Source organism: Bradyrhizobium sp. LA2.1, assembly GCF_040547725.1.
In the GTDB taxonomy this organism is placed as follows: Bacteria; Pseudomonadota; Alphaproteobacteria; order Rhizobiales; family Xanthobacteraceae; genus Bradyrhizobium; species Bradyrhizobium barranii.
The window spans coordinates 1-19,323 of the sequence record NZ_JBEPQI010000041.1; the positions used below are offsets into that span (position 1 = coordinate 1).

Annotated in this window: 18 protein-coding genes and 1 pseudogene; 11 read left to right on the plus strand and 8 right to left on the minus strand. The window is 64.0% G+C overall.

The features are described 5' to 3' along the window. Positions 1-90: 90 nt before the first annotated feature. Positions 91-960, minus strand: coding sequence for a sigma-70 family RNA polymerase sigma factor (locus ABIB95_RS43830; protein ID WP_354248794.1), 870 nt, complete (start codon positions 958-960; stop codon positions 91-93). A 99-nt stretch (positions 961-1,059) separates the two neighbouring features. Here ABIB95_RS43830 and ABIB95_RS43835 point away from each other — a divergent pair, with 99 nt between their 5' ends. Continuing rightward, positions 1,060-1,515, plus strand: coding sequence for a carboxymuconolactone decarboxylase family protein (locus ABIB95_RS43835; RefSeq protein WP_208089258.1), 456 nt, complete (start codon positions 1,060-1,062; stop codon positions 1,513-1,515). Between the two features lie 169 nt (positions 1,516-1,684). Here the strand turns inward: ABIB95_RS43835 and ABIB95_RS43840 are convergent, their stop codons facing one another. Together ABIB95_RS43840 and ABIB95_RS43845 are read right to left on the minus strand one after the other, a co-directional pair. Then, positions 1,685-2,497, minus strand: a complete 813-nt coding sequence (locus ABIB95_RS43840; RefSeq protein WP_354248795.1) for an alpha/beta fold hydrolase — start codon at positions 2,495-2,497, stop codon at positions 1,685-1,687. A gap of 2 nt (positions 2,498-2,499) precedes the next feature. Beyond that, positions 2,500-3,318 (minus strand): alpha/beta fold hydrolase, encoded by an 819-nt coding sequence (locus tag ABIB95_RS43845; RefSeq protein WP_063985758.1) that lies wholly within the window; start codon positions 3,316-3,318, stop codon positions 2,500-2,502. 139 nt (positions 3,319-3,457) lie between these two features. Between ABIB95_RS43845 and ABIB95_RS43850 the strand changes: the two genes are divergently transcribed. Continuing rightward, positions 3,458-4,000 carry a methylated-DNA--[protein]-cysteine S-methyltransferase gene (locus ABIB95_RS43850; protein ID WP_354248796.1) on the plus strand — a complete coding sequence of 181 codons (543 nt, stop codon included), beginning with the start codon at positions 3,458-3,460 and terminating at the stop codon, positions 3,998-4,000. Positions 4,001-4,127: 127 nt separating this feature from the next. On the opposite strand, the gene ABIB95_RS43855 is transcribed toward ABIB95_RS43850, so the two are convergent. Further along, positions 4,128-5,672: an acyl-CoA synthetase gene (locus ABIB95_RS43855; protein WP_354248797.1), complete on the minus strand. Its 1,545-nt coding sequence runs from the start codon at positions 5,670-5,672 to the stop codon at positions 4,128-4,130. A gap of 177 nt (positions 5,673-5,849) precedes the next feature. Continuing rightward, positions 5,850-7,022: an acetyl-CoA C-acetyltransferase gene (locus ABIB95_RS43860; RefSeq protein ID WP_354120732.1), complete on the minus strand. Its 1,173-nt coding sequence runs from the start codon at positions 7,020-7,022 to the stop codon at positions 5,850-5,852. A 213-nt stretch (positions 7,023-7,235) separates the two neighbouring features. On the opposite strand from ABIB95_RS43860, the gene ABIB95_RS43865 reads away from it, so the two are divergent. From ABIB95_RS43865 to ABIB95_RS43900, 8 genes and pseudogenes are all read left to right on the plus strand, one after another. Beyond that, positions 7,236-7,838 carry a TetR family transcriptional regulator gene (locus ABIB95_RS43865; RefSeq protein ID WP_354248819.1) on the plus strand — a complete coding sequence of 201 codons (603 nt, stop codon included), beginning with the start codon at positions 7,236-7,238 and terminating at the stop codon, positions 7,836-7,838. 55 nt (positions 7,839-7,893) lie between these two features. Continuing rightward, the gene (locus ABIB95_RS43870; RefSeq protein WP_166082383.1) at positions 7,894-8,652 is read left to right on the plus strand and encodes an SDR family NAD(P)-dependent oxidoreductase; all 759 of its coding nucleotides are present in this window, start codon (positions 7,894-7,896) and stop codon (positions 8,650-8,652) included. Positions 8,653-8,833: 181 nt separating this feature from the next. Next, on the plus strand, positions 8,834-9,640 hold the full coding sequence (locus tag ABIB95_RS43875) for an enoyl-CoA hydratase/isomerase family protein (RefSeq protein WP_354248798.1): 807 nt from the start codon (positions 8,834-8,836) through the stop codon (positions 9,638-9,640). 43 nt (positions 9,641-9,683) lie between these two features. Continuing rightward, complete coding sequence (locus tag ABIB95_RS43880) at positions 9,684-11,555, plus strand: AMP-binding protein (protein ID WP_354248799.1); 1,872 nt, start codon at positions 9,684-9,686, stop codon at positions 11,553-11,555. Between the two features lie 158 nt (positions 11,556-11,713). After that, entirely contained in the window at positions 11,714-12,841 is a 1,128-nt protein-coding gene (locus tag ABIB95_RS43885; protein WP_354248800.1) for an acyl-CoA dehydrogenase family protein, read from the plus strand. A gap of 119 nt (positions 12,842-12,960) precedes the next feature. Then, a complete protein-coding gene (locus tag ABIB95_RS43890; RefSeq protein WP_354248801.1) occupies positions 12,961-14,205 on the plus strand; it encodes an acyl-CoA dehydrogenase in 1,245 nt (414 codons plus the stop codon). 123 nt (positions 14,206-14,328) lie between these two features. Further along, positions 14,329-15,571: pseudogene (locus ABIB95_RS43895) on the plus strand (acyl-CoA dehydrogenase). 136 nt (positions 15,572-15,707) lie between these two features. After that, a complete protein-coding gene (locus ABIB95_RS43900; RefSeq protein ID WP_354248802.1) occupies positions 15,708-16,409 on the plus strand; it encodes a nitroreductase in 702 nt (233 codons plus the stop codon). Positions 16,410-16,506: 97 nt separating this feature from the next. On the opposite strand, the gene ABIB95_RS43905 is transcribed toward ABIB95_RS43900, so the two are convergent. Then, entirely contained in the window at positions 16,507-17,055 is a 549-nt protein-coding gene (locus tag ABIB95_RS43905; RefSeq protein WP_014491704.1) for a sigma-70 family RNA polymerase sigma factor, read from the minus strand. Next, a complete protein-coding gene (locus ABIB95_RS43910; RefSeq protein WP_063986724.1) occupies positions 17,055-17,285 on the minus strand; it encodes a NepR family anti-sigma factor in 231 nt (76 codons plus the stop codon). Before ABIB95_RS43910 ends, ABIB95_RS43905 begins: the two co-directional genes overlap by 1 nt. A gap of 221 nt (positions 17,286-17,506) precedes the next feature. Between ABIB95_RS43910 and ABIB95_RS43915 the strand changes: the two genes are divergently transcribed. Beyond that, the gene (locus ABIB95_RS43915; protein WP_014491706.1) at positions 17,507-18,313 is read left to right on the plus strand and encodes a response regulator; all 807 of its coding nucleotides are present in this window, start codon (positions 17,507-17,509) and stop codon (positions 18,311-18,313) included. A gap of 82 nt (positions 18,314-18,395) precedes the next feature. On the opposite strand, the gene ABIB95_RS43920 is transcribed toward ABIB95_RS43915, so the two are convergent. Then, positions 18,396-19,265, minus strand: a complete 870-nt coding sequence (locus ABIB95_RS43920) for an energy transducer TonB family protein (protein WP_354248803.1) — start codon at positions 19,263-19,265, stop codon at positions 18,396-18,398. Positions 19,266-19,323 lie beyond the last annotated feature (58 nt).

The window sequence follows — 19,323 nt, forward strand, 5'->3', positions numbered from 1 at the left end:
CGCCTCTCGAATCATCTCAAAGTCGTTCTCGCAAAACAACTTTCGCTGATTCGGCGCCTCGATGCGCTCGATCCGTGTGAGATATCCGGGCTAGCGCTCCAGCACTTCCACCTCCATTGTCGCGATCTGGTCCGCGTCGGCCACCGCCTCGATCCCCGCGATCCGGTCGCCGTTGAACATCACGCGCAGCGCGATGCGCAGACGTCCGCCGAAGATGACGGCGACGCCGATCTCTCCATCGACCAGCGCCGTCCGCGCGGCCTGGGCACGGCCCTTGTAGAGCTGTGCGACCGCATCCGCGCCGCGGATCTCCGGCAGCGTGCCGAGCCGCACCGCAGCCTGGTCGGCACGGAACACGACGTCGGGATCGAGCAGGGCCAGCAGGCCCTCGAAATTGCCCTCGCGCGAAGCCCTGAGGAAGGCATCGACGATCGCGCGCTGGTGCGAGATGTCCGCCTCGGGCACCGGCGCACCCTGGACGCGCCGCCGCGCACGGCTCGCCAGCTGCCGCGAGGCGTCGACCGAGCGTCCCACGATCGGCGCGATCTCCTCGAACGGGACTGCGAACATGTCGTGCAGCACGAAGGCGAGCCGCTCTGCCGGCTGCAATGTCTCGAGCACGACGAGGAGGGCCGCGCCGACGGAATCGGCCATCTCGGCCTCGCGCTCCCGCGTCTCGTCGACCGGCTCGGGCACATGCGGGCCCATCGGGTCCTCGCGGCGCGATTTGCGCGCGCGCAGCATGTCGAGGCAGATGCGCGCGACCACGGTGGTCAGCCAGCCGCGCAGGTTCGCGACATCGGACGTGTCGTAGCGGCTGACCCGCAGCCAGGCCTCCTGCACGGCATCGTCGACCTCGGCACTGGAACCCAGCATCCGGTAGGCGACCGCGCGCAGATGGTCCCTGCTGGCCTCGAACTGGCGGCTGAGAAAATTTTCTTCGAAGTTTTTCTGGGTCATCGGTCACATTCCCTCATCGCAATCCGTCATGCCCATGACGAAGCCAATCCGGCCGATGTGACCGGAACCGTCGAAATTTTCAAACGGAGACGCAAGATGATGCACGCCCGCATGAACCACCCGGTCATGGTCCTGCCGGAGGCCATGAATGTCCTTCAGTCCCTTGGCAATTTGACCAAGCAGGGCCTGCCGGAAAAACTCCTCGAACTGGTGCACCTGCGCGCCAGCCAGATCAATGGTTGCAGTGTCTGTGTCGACATGCATCCGAAGATCGCCCGCAAGGCTGGCGAGACCGACGAGCGCCTGTTCGCCGTCTCGGCCTGGCGCGATGCGCCCTATTTCAGCGACGCCGAACGCGCCGCGCTGGCGCTGACCGAAGCCGTCACGCGCCTTGCCGATCGCGAGGACCCGGTGCCGGATGCGATCTGGAACGAGGCCGCCAAGCATTTTGACGAGCGCGAGCTCGCAACCCTGATCCTCTCGATCGCGACCATCAACGTCTGGAACCGGCTGAATGCGACGATCAAGATGCCGGTCGGCGTGTGGAAGGTGTGAGTTTCTGTGCCCTCTCCCCTTGCGGGAGAGGGCAGCGCCGCTGGGAGACACGAACTCACTTGGGTGAGGGGTATTTCTCCGCAGACTCATTTGCTGATGTGATCCTTCTCCCACATCCGCCTTCGCCTGGAGGCCTCGGCGGACAAGAGGGGAGAAGGAAGGAAAAGATCTACTCCGCCAAAAACCTATTCACCACCTCGCCGAACTCAAGCGGCGCCTGCTCGAACATCCAGTGGCCGGCATTCTCGATCACCGCCGTCTTGCTGCCCGCGATCTGCTCGGCCAGCACGCGCCACATCACCGACAGGCTGCCGGTGGTCGCACCGCCGCCGATCAGCAGTGTCGGCGTCCTGATCGCCTGCGCATCAGCGAGCGTGTAGGGCCGGCGCTGCTCGTTGATCTGGCCGAGGAAGGTGAGCGTGTTGTCGCGCAGCTGTTGTTTCGCCGCGGCCGGCACGCGCCGCCACGAGCCGTCGCCTTCGATGCCCTCGTAGAAATTCTGCAGCGCGCCGTCGATGTCGCCGGCACGGATCATCTCGACCGAGCGTATCGTCTTCGCGGCGAGCGGCGGATGCGCGGGCGTGCCTTCGGGCACCGGCAGGCTGGCATCGAGATCGCCGCCCGGCTCGGCCAGCACCAGCTTTCGCAACAGATCAGGCCGCGCCTGTGCCACGCGAAACGCGATATGGCCGCCGCGCGAATGGCCCATCAGGTCGACTGGGCCGGGCTTGACCTGCTCGATGAAGGCGATCATGTCCGCCACGTGCTGCGCCATCTTGTAGTCGTCGCCGACGGCGTCCCAATGCTCGGGGAAGAAGTGCCGCAGGCTGACCGAGATGACGCGATGGGACTTCGACAGCGGGCCGAGCACTGAATACCAGGTGCGGAAATCACCCAACGTGCCATGCACGCAGACCAGCGGCGGGCCGTCGCCGACTTCGAGATAGGCCATGTCGTAACCGTTGACGCGAAAGCTCTGCATGATCAGCTCGCCAGGAAATCCAGAACCAGTTCGGAGTATTTTTGCGGCGCCTGCTCGAACATCGGATGCGTTGCGTTCGGGATGATCGCCGTCTTCGAATAGGGCACGTGCGCAGCCAGCGCATGCAGCACCTTTGGCAGCAGGCCTTTGGTCCGCGCACCCAGGATGAACAGCGTCGGCATCCTGATCGATTCCGCATCCGCCTTCGAGAAGGGCGGTCGGTTGTCGCGGACCTGCCCGATCAGGGTATAGGCGTTGTCGCGCAGATTCTGCTTCACCATCGCCGGCAGCCGCGGCCAGGTGCCGGCTCCCTCCAGCGTGTCCACGAAGACCGCGAGGCCGCCATCGACATCGCCGGCCGCGATTTTCTCGGCCGAGGCGGTGAACCGCGCCAGCAGCGGCGAGGGGCCACCGACGTAATCGGGATCGAGGCTCGCATCGAGCTCGCCGCCGGGTTCGGCCAGGATCAGCCGCCGCAACAGGTCGGGGCGCGCCTGCGCTACGCGGAAGCAGATGTGCCCGCCGCGGGAATGGCCCATCAGATCGACCGGGCCGACGTCGAGCTTCTCAATGAAGGCGATGACGTCCTGGACATGCTGGGCGATCGAATAGGTGTCGCCGACGCCATCCCAGCGGTCCGGGAAGAAGTGCCGCAAGCTGACGGCGATCACCCGATGCCGCTGCGTCAGCGGTCCGAGCACGCAGCCCCAGACGCGAAAGTCATTGAGCGAGCCATGCACGCAGACCAGCGGCGGCCGGCTCCTGTCTTCGCCCACGTCGAGATAGGGCATGTCGTATCCGTTGACGTGGAGGCTTTGCATTCGGGGCTCGCGGGAAGGGGGCGGGAACTCCTGTGCAAGATTCCCGGAAACCGGGTGGATCGCAACTATTTCCAAGCCTAGATTTAGGCATGGATCACAATGGGGGCATGCGACGAGGGCGCAAGCCAGGAACCAAGCCATGACCGATCAGCATTTTGCCCTGTTCGACACCCGGATCGGCCTCTGTGCCATCGCCTGGGGCCCGCGTGGTATCAACGGCACGCAACTGCCCATGGGCGGCGAGGAGAAGATCCGCACCCGCATCAGCCAGCGCCATGCCGACGCCACCGAGGCCGAGCCAACCGCCGAGGTGCGAGAGGCCATCGACCGCATCACAAAATTGCTCGCGGGCGAGCCGGACGACCTCACCGACATCCCGCTCGATCTCGACGGCGTGCCTGATTTCAACCGCGGCGTCTACGAGATCGCCCGCGCCATCCCGCCGGGAAAGACCATCACCTATGGCGATATCGCCAAGCAGCTCGGCGGCGTCCAGCTGTCGCGCGATGTCGGTCAGGCGCTCGGCCGCAACCCGTGCCCGATCGTCGTGCCCTGCCATCGCGTGCTGGCTGCCGGCAACAAGCCCGGCGGCTTCTCGGCGAATGGTGGCGTGGTGACGAAGCTGAAGATGCTCAAGATCGAAGGCGCGCTGGTGAACCACACGCCGAGTTTGTTTGATTGAGGTACAAGGTTTCCTGCCCCGGACGCAGGAAGCGTAGGGTGGATTAGCCGAAGGCGTAATCCACCACTTTTGGCCCGGCGCGAGAAGAGGTGGATTACGCTTCGCTAATCCACCCTACGAATCGCCCTTAGATCTTCGCCGCCGTCTTCGGCCAGTACCGGTCGCGCAGATGCCGCTTCACCAGCTTGCCCGTCGGCGTGCGTGGCAGCTCGGCTTCGAAATCGATCGAGCGCGGGCACTTGATCGCCGAGAGACGTGTCTTGCAGTAGGCGATCAGGTCGGCCTCGAGCGCCTTGCCGGCGCGGCTCATGTCGTGCGGCTGCACCACCGCCTTCACCTCTTCGCCCATCTCCTCGTTCGGCACGCCGAACACGGCAACGTCGGCGATCTCAGGGTGGGTGATGAGGACGTCCTCGGTCTCCTGCGGATAGATGTTCACCCCGCCGGAGATGATCATGTAGGACTTGCGGTCGGTGAGGAACAGAAAACCGTCCTTGTCGAGGTAGCCGACGTCGCCGAGCGTCGACCATCCCTTGGCGTTGTAGGCCTTCTTCGTCTTCTCGGGATCGTTGTGATAGGTGAAAACAGGCGCATCGGCGAAATAGACCGTGCCGATCTCGCCCACCGGCTGCTCCTCGTCGTTCTCGTCCAGGATCTTGATCTTGCCGACCACGGCGCGGCCGACGCTGCCGCGATGCTCCAGCCATTGCTGCGAATTGCAGACGGTGACGCCGTTGCCTTCGGAGCCGGCGTAATACTCGATCAGGATCGGTCCCCACCATTCGATCATTTTTGCCTTGACGTCGACAGGGCAGGGGGCCGCGGCGTGGATCGCGCCCTTCAGTGTGGAGACGTCGTAACGGTTGCGGACATCGTCAGGCAGCTTCAGCATGCGCACGAACATGGTCGGCACGAGTTGCGACTGCGTGACCTTGTATTTCTCGACCAGCTTGAGAAAATCCTCGGCATCAAAATGCTCCATGATGATGGAGGTGCCGCCCAGCACGATCGCCATCATGTTGAAGCGCAGCGGAGCCGCGTGATAGAGCGGCGCCGGCGAGAGATAGGTGCTCTCCGCATTCATGCCGCACATGTCGGCGCAGAGGACGCGCAGGAAGGCGTTCGGCACGTCGATCTTGTTGCCTTCGAAGGCCCTCTTGATGCCCTTCGGTCGGCCGGTGGTGCCGGACGAATACAGCATGTCGTAGCCGGCGACCTCGTCCGCAATCGGCGTTGTCGGCTGTGCGGACGCTTCCTTGTCGTAGGAGCGGAAGCCGGGCTGGGGCTCGTCGACCATGTAGAAGATCGGCTCGCCCGCGGTCCCCTTGATCAGGGCCTTGATCTGGTCAGCGCATTTCGGCGTCGTGATCACGGCCTTGGCGCCGCAATCGCCGATGATGTAGTCGATCTCGTCCTGCTTCAGATAGCGGCTGATCGCGGTGTAATAGAGCCCGCTGCGTTGCGCCGCCCAGCAGATCTCCATGAACGCGAGACGGTTTTCCATCAAGAGCGCGATGTGGTCGCCGGCCTTCAGGCCGAGCGAGCGGAACAGGTTTGCGCCCTGGTTCGAGAGCTCGTCGAGCTCGCGATAGGTGATCGCCTTGCCGGTCCCGGCCATCTGGTAGGCGATCTTGTCGGGCGTTGTGCGAGCGTAGATGGACGGATGGGTCATAAGCGTAGGTCCCAAGGCACACGAGATGTCGTCCCGGCGAAAGCCGGGACCCATAACCACAGGGCGTCGTTTGGCAGAGGATCGTCGTTCGGTACTGCGACCAACCACAATCGATAGATTTCGCGGTATGGATCCCGGCTTTCGCCGGGACCACACCGTTAGTGTGGCAGCAGCAGCTTACAGCCGCTCCACGATCGTTACATTCGCCATGCCGCCGCCTTCGCACATAGTCTGCAGGCCATAGCGCTTGCCGCGCTGGTGCAGGGCGTGGACCAGGGTCGTCATCAGCTTGGTGCCGGAGCCGCCGAGCGGATGGCCGAGGGCGATGGCGCCGCCATTGACGTTCAGGCGGGACGGATCGGCGCCGGTGGTCTTGAGCCAGCCGGTCGGCACCGAGGCGAAGGCCTCGTTGACCTCGAACAGGTCGATGTCGTCGACCTTCATGCCGGCCTTCTCCAGCGCGCGCTTGGTGGCGTGCAGCGGAGCATCGAGCATGATGACGGGATCGCCGCCGGTCATGGTCATGTGATGGATGCGCGCCAGCGGCGTGAGGCCGAGCTGCTTGAGGCCGCGCTCGTTCACCACCATCACACCGGAGGCGCCGTCGCAGATCTGGCTGGCGCTGGCCGCGGAGAGCTTGCCGTTCTCGGCGATCAGCTTGACGCCCTTGATGCCGTCGAGTGTGGCGTCGAAGCGGATGCCCTCGTCGATGTGGTGGGTGTCCTTGGAGCCGTCGGCGCGGGTGATCTCGAGCGGCACGATCTCCTTCTTGAAGTGGCCGGCTTGGGTCGCCGCGATCGCGCGCTGATGGCTGTTGTAGGAGTACTCATCGAGCTCGTCCTTGGAGAGGCCGTACTTCTCGGCCATCATCTCGGCGCCGGTGAACTGGCTGAACACGATGTTCGGATAACGGTGCTCGATGCCCGGGCTCTTGTAATTGCCAAAGCCGTTCTTGGCGGGAAGCTGCGAGGACAGGCCCATCGGCACGCGCGTCATCGATTCCACGCCGGCGGCGATCACGACGTCCATCGTGCCCGACATCACGGCTTGAGCCGCAAAGTGCAACGCCTGCTGCGAGGAGCCGCACTGCCGATCGATCGAAGTGCCCGGAACGCTCTCCGGCAGCTTCGAGGCCATGATCGCGTTGCGCGCGACGTTGTTGGACTGCTCACCGACCTGCATCACGCAGCCCATGATCACGTCCTCGACCAGGGCGGGATCGATCTTGGTGCGATCGACCAGTTCGTTCAGCACTTTTGCGGCGAGATCGGCCGGATGCCAGCCGGCGAGGCGGCCCCCCTTGCGCCCGCCCGCGGTACGCGCAGCGGCGACGATGTAAGCCTCGGCCATGTCGGTCTCTCCCTGGATTGTTCTCTATCGAGTTGGATTGTCGGCGCGGATTTAATGGGCGCGATATCGTTTAGTCAATCGATCAATTAACTCTTGTGATGAGGCGCTGCTTCGGCTTATCTGCGGCCGCTTCAAGCGGCGAGAACAGGGAACTCCGTGACTACCAGCGTACCGAACAGGCTCCCGAGCGGAAAGAATTCCACGGCAGAGAAATTGCTCGTGGCCGCGAGCGACCTGATGATCGAACGCTCGTCGATCGAGATCTCGCTGTCCGACATCGCCCAGAAGTCGGGCGCCAATGCCGCGCTGGTCAAATATCATTTCGGCAACAAGGACGGCCTCTTGCTGGCGCTGCTCGCGCGCGATGCCGCGACCGAGATGTCCAATCTGGAATATCTGCTGGCGCAACCGATCACATCGACGGCGAAGCTGAAGCTGCACATCGCCGGCATCATCCGCGCCTATTACCGGTTCCCCTACATGAACCGGCTGATTCACTATCTGCTGCATGAGACCAATGCAGGCTCTGCCGACGAAGTCTCAAAGTTCTTCGTGGCGCCGCTGCTGGACTTCCACCGCCGCCTGCTCACTGAGGGCGTCAGCCGCGGCGAGTTCCGCGCCACCGATCCGGTGCTGTTCTACACCAGCCTGATCGGCGCCTGCGATCACCTGTTCTTTGGCCGGCACGCGATGTCTCGCGCGACCGGCGTCGGTCCGGTCACCGATGACGTCTGCCGGCAATACATCAAGCACATGGAAACGCTGATCTGCGGTGGCATCCTCACGCAAGCCGAGGAAGCTACCGCGGCCGGATAATCCGGCCGAGACGTACAAGTCTAGAGAAGAAACGCCCAAGGAAAGGTAGCCTGTCATGGAATTGAAAGACGTAGCCGTTCTCATCACCGGTGGTGGTTCGGGTCTTGGTGAAGCGACCGCGCGCGCCATGGCCGCCAAGGGCGCCAAGATTGGTGTGATCGATCAGAACAAGGACAATGCAGAGAAGGTCGCTGCCGAAGTGAAGGGCGTCGCGCTTCATGCCGACGTCACCAGCGAGGAGCAGATCAAGGCAGCAATCGCGAAGGCGGAAGCCGCGCACGGCGTCGCGCGCGTGCTGATGAACTGCGCCGGCATCGGCGGCTCGCAGCGCATCGTCGGCCGCGACGGCATCTATCCGCTCGAAAAGTTTGCGCGCATCATCAACGTCAATCTGATCGGCACCTTCAACTGCCTGCGTCTGTTCGCCGAGCGCCTCGTCACGATCGAGCCCGTCGGAGAAGAGCGCGGCGTCATTATCAACACTGCCTCGGTGGCTGCCTATGAAGGCCAGATCGGCCAGATCGCCTACTCGGCCTCGAAGGGCGGCGTCGTCGGCCTGACGCTGCCGGCCGCGCGCGACCTCGCGAGCCAGAAGATCCGCGTCAACACCATCGCGCCCGGCCTGTTCTTCACGCCGTTGCTGATGGGCCTGAACGAGGAGGCCCGCAAGAGCCTCGGCGCCCAGGTGCCGCATCCCTCGCGCCTCGGCGATGCCAAGGAATACGGCTCGCTCGCCGTGCACATCGTCGAGAACGCGATGCTCAACGGCGAGACTATCCGTCTCGACGGCGCCATCCGTATGGCGCCGCGGTAAGGCTCTTCTTCCTCCTCCCCGTGTGGGAGAAGGTGGCGCGAAGCGCCGGATGAGGGGTATGCATCCGCGGAGACAGACCCCTCACCCAAGCGAGTATGTGGCTAGCGACATACATGCCCTCTCCCACAAGGGGAGAGGGCGCAGCAATCGGCACCGCAATCGGCGGCAAGCAGGAGCGCCCATGTCCCAACCGCTGCTGATCGAGCACAACGACGGCGTCGATACGGTGACGCTCAATCGGCCCGAAAACCTCAACGCGCTCGATCCGGCGCTGATCGATGCGCTCAACGCCTATTTCCAGGGCCTCCAGCGTAACCGCGACACGCGCGTCGTCGTGCTGAAAGGCGCCGGCAAGAATTTTTGCGCCGGCCTCGACCTCAAAGCGGCGATGGCCCGCCGCGCCGGGCAGCAGGAGCCGCCCGGCGTCACCGAGTCGCTCGACTCGCAGCGTCGCATCGCCGACATCGTGATGCTGATGCGACGTTGTCCGCAGCCGATCATCGCTCTGGTGCAGGGCGCTGCGGCTGGCGGCGGGTTTGCGCTGGCGCTTGCTTCCGACATCCGCATCGCGACGAAGTCGGCGCGGATGAACTGTGCCTTCATCAAGCTGGGCCTTGGCGGCTGCGACATCGGCACCAGCTACTTCCTGCCGCGGCTCGTCGGCGTCTCAGTCGCGTCCGAATTGATCCTGACCGGACGTTTCATCGGCGCCGAGCGCGCGCTCGCGGTTGGGCTCGTGTCCGAGGTCGTCGATGAAGACAATCTCGATGCTGCTGCTGCGCCCTATGTCGATGCGATGATGACGGCGTCGCCCGTGGGACTGCGCCTGTCAAAAGAATGTCTCAACATGAGCGTCGATGCGGGATCGCTGGAAACCGTTATCGCGATAGAGGACCGCAACCAGGTCCTGTGCAGTCGCTCCGAGGAATTTTCGGAAGGCATCAGGGCCTTCCTTGAGAAGCGAAAGCCTGTCTATATCAGGCGCTGAACGAGAACGATCCGCAAAGGACGATAATTCCGGGAGACGCAAAATGAGTGGAAGTGCGGCGGCAGTGATGACGAAGCCCGCCTTTCGCAAGGTCGAGTGGCTCGCGCGCGACATCGACGTCGAGCGCCGCGACGACGGCACGGTGGTGCTGAAGTCGCGCATTCCGCTGCAAGCCTACGAGACGCATCTTCCGGCCTCGCTGGCGAAATGGGCCAGGCAAGCGCCTGAGCGCATCTGGCTCGCGCAGCGCGGCGGAGCGAACCGCGAATGGCGCAAGGTCTCCTACGGCGAGGCTAAGCATACCGTGGATGCGCTGACGCAGGCGCTGCTCAATCTCAGGCTCGAGGGACGCCCGGTCACGATCCTCTCCGGCAATTCGATCGAGCACGCGCTGATGACGCAGGCCGCGATGCAGGCGCGCTCGCCGGCGGCTCCCGTGTCGCCGGCCTACTCGCTGATGAGCCACGATCACGTCAAGCTGAAATATCTGTTCGACCTGATCAAGCCGGCCGTGGTGATGGTGCAGGACGGTCCGACCTTCGAGAAGGCGCTGAACGCGCTCGACCTCACCGGCGTCACCGTCGTTCACGTCGCGCGTCCCTGCGACGGCATCAAGAGCGTCAGCTTTGCCGAGCTCGCGGCAACGTCCGTGACCGCCGATGTCGAAGCATCGATCGCGAAGATCACGCCGCAGACCGTCGGCAAGCTGTTGTTCACCTCCGGCTCGACCGGCATGCCCAAGGCGGTCATCAACACGCAAGAGATGATGTGCGCCAATGCGGCGATGATGATGCAGGTGCGGCCGCGCGATCCCGGCGGTCCGATCTCGACCATGCTGGACTGGATGCCATGGAACCATACCATGGGCGGTAATGCGGCGTTTCACCCGGTGCTGGTCGACGGTGGCACGCTCTATATCGATGACGGCCGGCCGATGCCGGGCCAGTTCGAGGAGACGCTGCGGAATCTGCGCGAGATCTCGCCGACCTATTACGCCAACGTGCCGGCCGGCTATGCCGCGCTCGCGGCGGCCATGGAGAAGGACGATGTGCTGTGCCGCTCGTTCTTCAAGAACCTGTCGATCATGGCCTATGGCGGCGCGCGGCTGCCTGACGATCTCTATGAGCGCATGCAGGCCCTCGCAGTGAAGACGACCGGCGAGCGCATCGTGTTCTATACCGGCTGGGGCTCGACCGAGACGGCGCCGACCTCGACCGGCACTTATTGGGACACCGAGCGCGTCGGCCTGATCGGCCTGCCGTTCCCCGGCGTCGAATTGAAGATGGTGCCGTGCGGCTCGAAATACGAGCTGCGCCTGCGCGGCGTCAACGTCACGCCCGGCTATTTCGGCCAGCCGGATCTGACGAAGATGATGTTCGACGAGGAGGGTTTTTACTGCATCGGCGATGCCGGCATCTTCGTCGACGATGCCGATCCGGTAAAGGGCATCATCTTCGCCGGCCGCGTGGTCGAGGATTTCAAGCTCACCACCGGCACCTTCGTCCATGTCGGATCGCTCCGCACCGACGCGATTGCCGCGGCGACACCCGTTGTGCATGACGCGCTGGTTGCCGGGCAGGATCAATGCTCGATCGGTCTGCTGGCATGGCCGAACCTGCACGCCTGTCGCCAGCTCGTCGGCAATCCCGATTTGAGCTTCGAGGATGCTGTAAGACATCCCGAGGTGATCGCCTGCTTCAAACGCGGCCTCGAAGCACACAATGCGGAGTGTGGGGGCGCGAGCAGCCGCGCTATCGCGCGCGCGATGCTGATGGCCGAGCCGCCCTCCATCGACGGCAACGAGCTCACCGACAAGGGCTACATCAACCAGCGCGCCGGCCTGGAACGCCGCGCGGCGCTGGTGGAGCGGCTTTATGCCGACAAGCCGGATCAGGACGTGATCGTGCTGCGATGAATGCGCAACTCTCTCAACTCGTCATTCCGGGATGGCCCGAAGGGCCAGGCCCGGAATCCATAACCCCGGCTGGTGGATATGGATTCCGGGCTCGCGCGCCGCGCGCCCCGGAATGACGGCGCAGATAAATGACAACGAATAAGCAGAGGTAGCCCGCCATGAACTTCGATTTCTCCGACGACCAGAAACAGCTCCGCGACCAGGCGCGCAAATTCCTCACCGAAAAATGCTCGCCGAAGGCGGTGCGTGTCGTGCTCGACGGCAAGGCGCCCTACGACAAGGACCTCTGGAAAGGCCTCGCCGAGATGGGCTTTCTCGGTGTCGCGATCCCCGAGGAGTTTGGCGGCGCGGGTGCTGGCCATCTCGAGCTTTGCGTGATCGCGGAGGAGATGGGCCGGGCGAATGCACCGGTGCCGTTTTCCTCGACCGTGTATCTTGCCGCCGAAGCGCTGCTGATCGCGGGCAGTGATGCCCAGAAGAAGAAATGGCTGCCGGCGATTGCCTCGGGCGAGGCGATCGGCACGCTGGCGCTGTTCGAGGGCAAGGGCAATCCGTCGCCGAAGAACGTCAAGCTCACGGCTGCGAACGGCGTGCTCAACGGCGTCAAGAAGCCGGTCGCTGACGGTGCGATCGCCGATTTCGCCGTGGTTGCCGCGCGCGCGGGATCGAGCGGTCGCGACGGCGACATCTCGCTGTTCCTCGTCGACCTCAAGGCCGGTGGCGTCGAGGTGAAGAGCCTCACCAATCTCGATCCGACCCGCGGACAGGCCGAGATCACGTTTAAGGATTGCAAGGCCGAGCCGCTGGGAGCTGCGGGTGAAGGCTGGAGCATTTTGACCCAAGTGCTCGACCGCGCCGCGGTGCTGTGCGCCTTCGAGCAGGTCGGTGGCTCCGACCGCGCGCTGGAGATGGGCCGCGACTACGCGCTCGACCGCATCGCCTTCGGCCGCCAGATCGGCTCGTTCCAGGCGGTCAAGCATATGCTCGCGGACATGTATGTGTCGGCGACGCTGGCGCGCTCCAACAGCTATTACGGCGCCTGGGCGCTCTCGACCAACGCGGCCGAGCTGCCGGAGGCCGCAGCCGCCGCGCGCATCAGCGCGACGCAGGCGTTCCAGCATTGCGCCAAGAACAACATCCAGGTTCACGGCGGTATGGGATTCACCTGGGAGTTCGACTGTCACATGTACTACCGCCGCGCCAACGCGATGGCGCTCGGGCTCGGCAGCCTGTCCTATTGGGAAGACCAGTTGATCGACCGCATGCGGAAGAAGAACGCGGCGTAACGACAGGTGATTTGTAGGATGGGTAGAGCGTAGCGAAACCCATCATGACGCGGGTGGTCTGACAGATGGGTTTCGCTTCGCTCTACCCATCCTACGACGCCGGCGAAGGATGACAGACCATGAATTTCGACGACACCCCGCAGGAAGCCGAATTCCGCGCCACCGCCCGCGCCTGGATCGGCGCGAACGCGCCCAGGCAGTACGAGGAAGAGCTGCGCAAATCCTCGCTCGGCCGCACCCAGCTCAAGAACGCCAATATTCTCGAGGTCGCCAAGGCCTGGCAGAAGAAGAAGGCCGATGCCGGCTGGGCCTGCCTGCACTGGCCGAAGGAATATGGCGGCCGCGGCTCGTCGCCGATCGAGCGCGTGATCTGGCAGCAGGAAGAGGGGCCGTTCGGCCAGCTCTCCCGCATGTTCATCATCGGCCACGGCATGTGCGGGCCGACCATGATGGCGTTCGCCCGCGAGGAGCATAAGCGCACCTACCTCCCGCCGCTCGCTTCCGGCGAAAAGGTCTGGTGCCAGCTGTTCTCCGAACCGGCCGGCGGCTCCGACGTCGCGGGCCTGCGCACGCGCGCGGAAAAGGACGGCGACGATTGGGTCATCAACGGCCAGAAGATCTGGACCTCGGGCGCGCATTATTCCGACTACGGCATCCTGCTCACCCGCACCGATCCGACCGTGCCCAAGCACAAGGGCCTCACCATGTTCTTCCTGGACATGAAGAGCCCGGGCGTTGAGGTCAGGCCGATCAAGCAGGCGAGCGGCGCCTCCGACTTCAACGAGGTCTATTTCACCAATGTCCGCATTCCCGATCACCAGCGCCTCGGCGAGGTCGGTGACGGCTGGAACGTTTCGCTGACCACGCTGATGAACGAGCGCAGCGCGATCGGCGCGGCCGTCTCGACCGGTTTCCCGGAGCTGTTCGAGTATTGCTCCAGCCTGATGCTCGATGACGGCCCGGCGATCGAGGATCGCGCGGTGCGCTCGAGGCTTGCGAACTGGGCGGCGAAGGCGAGCGGCCTGAAATACACCAGCATGCGCGCGATCTCGGCGCTGTCGAAGGGCGAGCGCCCGGGTCCGGAGAATTCCATCGGCAAGCTGGTGGCGGGCTCGATGATCCAGGACGTCGCGACCTACGCACTCGATCTGCAGGGCGCGAGCGGCGTGATCAGCGGCGAGAATGCCGAACTCGCCGGCCGTTTCCAGGCGATGCTCTTGCGCGCGCCTGGCACCCGTGTCGAAGGCGGCACCGACGAGATCATGCGCAACATCATCGCCGAGCGGGTGCTGGGCCTGCCCGGCGATATCCGGGTCGACAAGGACGTGCCGTTCAACAAGATCCCGACGAAGGGAAGAGGTTAGAATCGTAGGGTGGGCAAAGGCGCGTAGCGCCGTGCCCACCAATTCTGTCGAGAACGAGGGAAGGTGGTGGGCACGCTTCGCTTTGCCCACCCTACGCACCGAGCAAGAATTGAGAGGTTCGCCATGAATTTCGACGACACCCCGCAGGAAGCCGCTTTCCGCGAGACCGCGCGCAAATGGGTCGAGGCCAATGCACCTAGGGAGTTGCATGCCGAGCTGTCAAAATCCTCGCTCGGCCGCATCCGGCTGGCCAATCATGACATCGTCGATGTCGGCAAGGCCTGGCAGAAGAAGAAGTTCGAGGGCAATTGGGCCTGCCTGCACTGGCCGAAGGAATATGGCGGCCGCGACGCCACGCCGATCGAGAAGGTGATCTGGCAGCAGGAGGAGGGCGTCTACGGCAAGCTGACGCAGCCGTTCCAGATCGGCGAAGGCATGTGCGGCCCAACCGTGATGGCTTTTGGCAGCGAGGACGCCAAGCGCCGCCATCTGCCGAAGCTCGCCTCCGGCGAGGAGATCTGGTGCCAGCTGTTCTCCGAACCGTCCGCCGGCTCCGACGTCGCGGGCCTGCGGACGCGCGGAGAAGAAGGGCGACAATTGGGTCGTCAACGGCCAGAAGATCTGGACCTCGGGCGCGCATTATTCCGACTTCGGTCTGTTGATTGCGCGGACCGATCCGAATGTGCCCAAGCACAAGGGTCTCACCATGTTCTTCCTGGACATGAAGAGCCCGGGCGTCGAAGTGCGGCCGATCAAGCAGGCCAACGGCATGCAGGAGTTCAACGAGGTCTATTTCACCGATGTGGTGATATCAGACAGCCAGCGCCTCGGCGCCGTCGGCGAGGGCTGGAGCGTGTCGCTGACGACGCTGATGAACGAGCGGATGTCGATAGGCTCGCGGCTTGCGACCGGCGTCCCCGAAATGTTCGAGTTCTGCTCCAATCTGATGCTCGAGGACGGGCTCGCCATCGACGATCCCGCCGTGCGCTCGAAACTTGCGAGCTGGGCGGTGAAGTCGAGCGGGCTGAAATACACCAGCTACCGCGCGATCTCGGCGCTCTCGAAGGGTGATCGGCCGGGGCCGGAGAATTCGATCGGCAAGCTCGTCTCGGGCATGATGCTCCAGGACATCGCGACCTACGCGATGGACCTCCAGGGCGCGGCCGGTGCTCTTACCGGAACGGACGAGGAGACGGTGCAGGGCCAGTTCCAGCAGATGCTGCTGTCCTCGCCCTCGATGCGCATCGCCGGCGGCACCGACGAGATCCTGCGCAACATCATCGCCGAGCGCGTGCTGGGATTGCCGGGCGACATTCGCGTCGACAAGGACGTGCCGTATAACAAGATCCCGACCAAGGGGCGGTGATCCAGTCTCTCGCTGTATCGCGTAGGGTGGGCAAAGCGAAGCGTGCCCACCATATGCAGATGCGCCGGGGTAAGTCTGTCGGTGGGCACGGCGCTATCGCGCCTTTGCCCACCCTACGAGGAGCGCGAGCTAATTCATGGATGCAAAAGTGAGCCAGACCCAAGACCGCATCGGCGTGCTCGAAGAGCTCCTCAACGAGCGCTACTCCGTCCGCGCCTTCTTGGCCAAGGAGGTCGACCGCGCGACCATCGAGCATGTGCTCGCCACCGCGCAGCGCACTGCGTCCTGGTGCAACAGCCAGCCCTGGCAGGTCATCATCGCCAGTGGCGCGGCCAAGGAGCGTTTTCGCCAGCTGATCTACAAGGAAGCGTCAGGTGGATTGGGTGACGATTACGACTTCACACCGCCTCGCGAATATGCCGGCGTCTATCTCGAACGCCGCCGCGAGAGCGGCTTTCAGCTCTACAACACGCTCGGCATCGCCCGCGGCGACAAGATGGCTTATGCAAAACAGGCGCTGGAGAATTACAATTTCTTCGGCGCGCCCCATGTCGCGATCATCCACACCAACGAGCCGCTCGGCATCTACGGTGCGATCGATTGCGGCGCCTATGTCTCGAATTTCATGCTGGCCGCGCAGGCGCTCGGGCTCGGCACCATTCCGCAGGCGGCACTGGCGCGCCACTCCGGCCTGATCCGCCGCCACTTTAATCTGCCCGACGATCGCCGCGTGGTCTGCGGTATCTCGTTCGGCTATGCCGACGACGCCCACAAGGTCAACAGCTACCGCACCTCGCGCGCGAGCGTCGCCGACACCGCCACGTTCGCGGACGAATGATCCCGTCTCACGCGCGCGATCCGGTTTTCACGCATGCGCAAAGGCGGCCGCAGAAACGGCCGCCTTCACATTCGTCGCGGTCCGGTTGACGCGGCCGTTATCCGCCGCTGCCGCCGATCACGGCGCGCACGGTCTCGTCGGGCCCGAAGTCCTCGGCACCATCGACATAAAGCAGCGCAGCGAGCTTCGAGCGCGCGCGATTGACGCGGCTCTTGATCGTGCCGACGGCACAGCCGCAGATCGAAGCTGCGTCCTCATAGGAGAAGCCGGAGGCGCCGACGAGGATCAAGGCCTCGCGCTGGTCCTGCGGAAGCTTTTCGAGCGCGCCGCGGAACTCCTCGAACTCGAGATGCGCGTTCTGCGACGGCTGCGTCTTCAGCGTCTTGGCATAGTTGCCCTCGGCATCCTCCACCTCCCGCCGCCGCTTGCGATAGTCGGAGCGGAACAGATTGCGAAGGATCGTGAACAGCCACGCCGGCAGGTTTGAGCCGGGCTGGAACGAGTCGATGTTGGCGAGCGCACGCAGAAGCGTTTCCTGCACCAGATCGTCGGCGCGATCCGCATTGCCGCTCAACGAGATCGCGAACGCGCGCAGACTGGGCACGGCCGCGAGGATGTCGTCACGAAGGGAGTCCGTGAGAGGCATTAATCCCTCCCATTGTTGTCGTTGGAGCCCCTGTCAGGTTCCACCTGGGGTGCGCCTCCGGGCGCATCAAGCTTCTTGATCAGTTCCGCGAACCGGTCCGGAACCCCCTGCCGCACCACGTCGTCGTACATGGCGCGCAGCTGGTGGCCGATCCGGGACTGAATCTCCGGAGTGAGGCCTCCCTTGCCGGGGGTCGTGCTTTTGCTGGCTTGAGACTTGAGATCTTTCATGACCTGTTCCACGTTTCCCCGAGTTAAGTAACTGTAAAATCGAGAAGTTCTCTCAACCGGGAGCCGTTCCCTGAATAGGCACAATTCCAGGTTCGACAAAAAGTTCCCAGATAAGCGGAACTTTTCTTGGCGTGAGGCGTAGACAGCCCAGCAGGGGAACCCGGGCCTCCCCTCTTGTTGCCTGGTTCGTCAAGGTTGGCCCGAAGATGAATGGAGTGGGGATGTCCCGTTCGCAGCTTGTTGCTGAACACTTGCCGTTGTTGCGCCGGTACGCGCGCGCCCTGACGGGCAGCCAGGCCTCCGGTGACGCCTATGTCGCAGCCATGTTGGAAGCGATGCTCGGAGATCCGTCCGTGCTCGACGAGAGCCATGGTCCGCGCGCCGGCCTGTTCCGGCTGTTCACCCAGATATGGAATTCGGTCTCCGTCAACGACGATGCCGAGGTGACGACCTTGCCGATGCCGCCGGAGCGGCGGCTGTCGAACATCACGCCGCTGCCGCGGCAGGCGTTCCTGCTGCTCTCGCTCGAGGGATTCTCGGAAGAGGAAGTCGGCTACATCCTCGGCACCGATGTCGCCGAGACGCGGCGGCTTGCCGATGCCGCGGGACGCGAGATGGCGGCCGAGATCGCGACCGACGTGCTGATCATCGAGGACGAGACCTTCATCGCCATGGACCTCGAGAGCCTGGTGAAGAATCTCGGTCACAATGTCGTCGGTGTCGCGCGCACCCATGCCGATGCGGTGGCGCTGGCCAAGAACAAGCGGCCGGGGCTGATCCTCGCCGACATCCAGCTCGCCGACGGCTCGTCGGGCCTGGACGCCGTCAACGAGCTGCTCCGCACCTTCGAGGTGCCGGTGGTGTTCATCACCGCCTATCCGGAGCGCTTCCTGACCGGCGAGCGCCCCGAGCCGGCGTTCCTGATCTCAAAACCGTTCCAGCCCGCGATGGTGTCGGCGGTGGCGAGCCAGGCGCTGTTCTTCCAGCGCAATTCGCGCAACCGCGCGCCCAAGGCGCCGGCGGCGTAAGCAAGCCTCTATCGGACTAAGGAGACGGCGCGTCGCAAGGCGCGCCGTTTTTGCATGTGGCAGAGAGTTGTTCTGCTCTGCTTCAGCAGCCGCGGCAGATGCTGCGAAGCATGGAATTCAGCTTGGTATCGTCTGGCCCAGGGGATTTTGCATTCAGCCTGGCCTGGTCCTCGATCCAGGATTTGAGCAATTTTTCTCGTTCCGGCGACGGCCCTGGGTTTAGCCGCGTCCCGTCGAAGCTCATGAGGACGGTCACTCTCTGCAGGTCGTCCTTCGCCTCAGCGGGCGGTTTCGGGAATGGCACGGATCGCTCGACCATGGCGAGCGTTGCGGCATCTAGCGGCGCGAAGCCTGTGCTTTCTACCAGCACGTTCGAGATCAATTTGCCTGAACGATCGACCACGAACGTGACGCCGGTATCGCCCTTCTGACCGATCGCCTCCGGAGGAAATGCCCTGTGGCGCCAGACGTGTTGGGTGACCGTCTTGCGCCAGGCGGCCATGGGATCGGCCTCCGTGGAGGCGGGATCCGTGGAGGCGGGATCCGGCCTGCTCAGCACGACCCCTAAGGGCGGCACCTGAAATTGACGGCCGCTGAAGACAATCTGCACCGTGAAAGGGAACGAGTCCTCCTTGAGCTCCGAAGGTGGCGCCGGAAACGGTTCGGCGCGGGCGATGATCGCCAGCGCAGCATCGTCGAGCGACCGCGAGCCGGCGCTTTCAGCCAACGCCCACGAGATCAAACTGCCCGACCGGTCGATGACGAATGTGACTCTGGCCTTGCCGGCTTGCCCCCGTGCTCCAACTGGAAAGAACCTGCTGCTTGCAATGTGTGCCGACAGCCCCGCCTTCCAGGCTTTGACGGTCTCGCTCTGCGATTCAGTCTGCGCGTGTGCGGGGAACGCCGCCAACAATCCGAGAAGCGCGGCCAACAAGGGGAATTTCATCTGCATCGGTGCGGATACTAATCGCGGTCAGGTTGATTGCAAGGCTCGTTACCCGTATCGCGCT

Coding starts and splice junctions, on each gene's coding strand:
- ABIB95_RS43870 (WP_166082383.1), top strand. CDS start 7,894: ATGGAATTGAAAGACGTAGCCGTTCTCATCACCGGTGGTGGTTCGGGT.
- ABIB95_RS43855 (WP_354248797.1), bottom strand. CDS start 5,672: ATGACCCATCCGTCCATCTACGCTCGCACAACGCCCGACAAGATCGCC.
- ABIB95_RS43905 (WP_014491704.1), bottom strand. CDS start 17,055: ATGCCTCTCACGGACTCCCTTCGTGACGACATCCTCGCGGCCGTGCCC.
- ABIB95_RS43845 (WP_063985758.1), bottom strand. CDS start 3,318: ATGCAAAGCCTCCACGTCAACGGATACGACATGCCCTATCTCGACGTG.
- ABIB95_RS43885 (WP_354248800.1), top strand. CDS start 11,714: ATGAACTTCGATTTCTCCGACGACCAGAAACAGCTCCGCGACCAGGCG.
- ABIB95_RS43915 (WP_014491706.1), top strand. CDS start 17,507: ATGTCCCGTTCGCAGCTTGTTGCTGAACACTTGCCGTTGTTGCGCCGG.
- ABIB95_RS43910 (WP_063986724.1), bottom strand. CDS start 17,285: ATGAAAGATCTCAAGTCTCAAGCCAGCAAAAGCACGACCCCCGGCAAG.
- ABIB95_RS43835 (WP_208089258.1), top strand. CDS start 1,060: ATGCACGCCCGCATGAACCACCCGGTCATGGTCCTGCCGGAGGCCATG.
- ABIB95_RS43900 (WP_354248802.1), top strand. CDS start 15,708: ATGGATGCAAAAGTGAGCCAGACCCAAGACCGCATCGGCGTGCTCGAA.
- ABIB95_RS43860 (WP_354120732.1), bottom strand. CDS start 7,022: ATGGCCGAGGCTTACATCGTCGCCGCTGCGCGTACCGCGGGCGGGCGC.
- ABIB95_RS43850 (WP_354248796.1), top strand. CDS start 3,458: ATGACCGATCAGCATTTTGCCCTGTTCGACACCCGGATCGGCCTCTGT.
- ABIB95_RS43875 (WP_354248798.1), top strand. CDS start 8,834: ATGTCCCAACCGCTGCTGATCGAGCACAACGACGGCGTCGATACGGTG.
- ABIB95_RS43830 (WP_354248794.1), bottom strand. CDS start 960: ATGACCCAGAAAAACTTCGAAGAAAATTTTCTCAGCCGCCAGTTCGAG.
- ABIB95_RS43920 (WP_354248803.1), bottom strand. CDS start 19,265: ATGCAGATGAAATTCCCCTTGTTGGCCGCGCTTCTCGGATTGTTGGCG.
- ABIB95_RS43840 (WP_354248795.1), bottom strand. CDS start 2,497: ATGCAGAGCTTTCGCGTCAACGGTTACGACATGGCCTATCTCGAAGTC.
- ABIB95_RS43890 (WP_354248801.1), top strand. CDS start 12,961: ATGAATTTCGACGACACCCCGCAGGAAGCCGAATTCCGCGCCACCGCC.
- ABIB95_RS43880 (WP_354248799.1), top strand. CDS start 9,684: ATGAGTGGAAGTGCGGCGGCAGTGATGACGAAGCCCGCCTTTCGCAAG.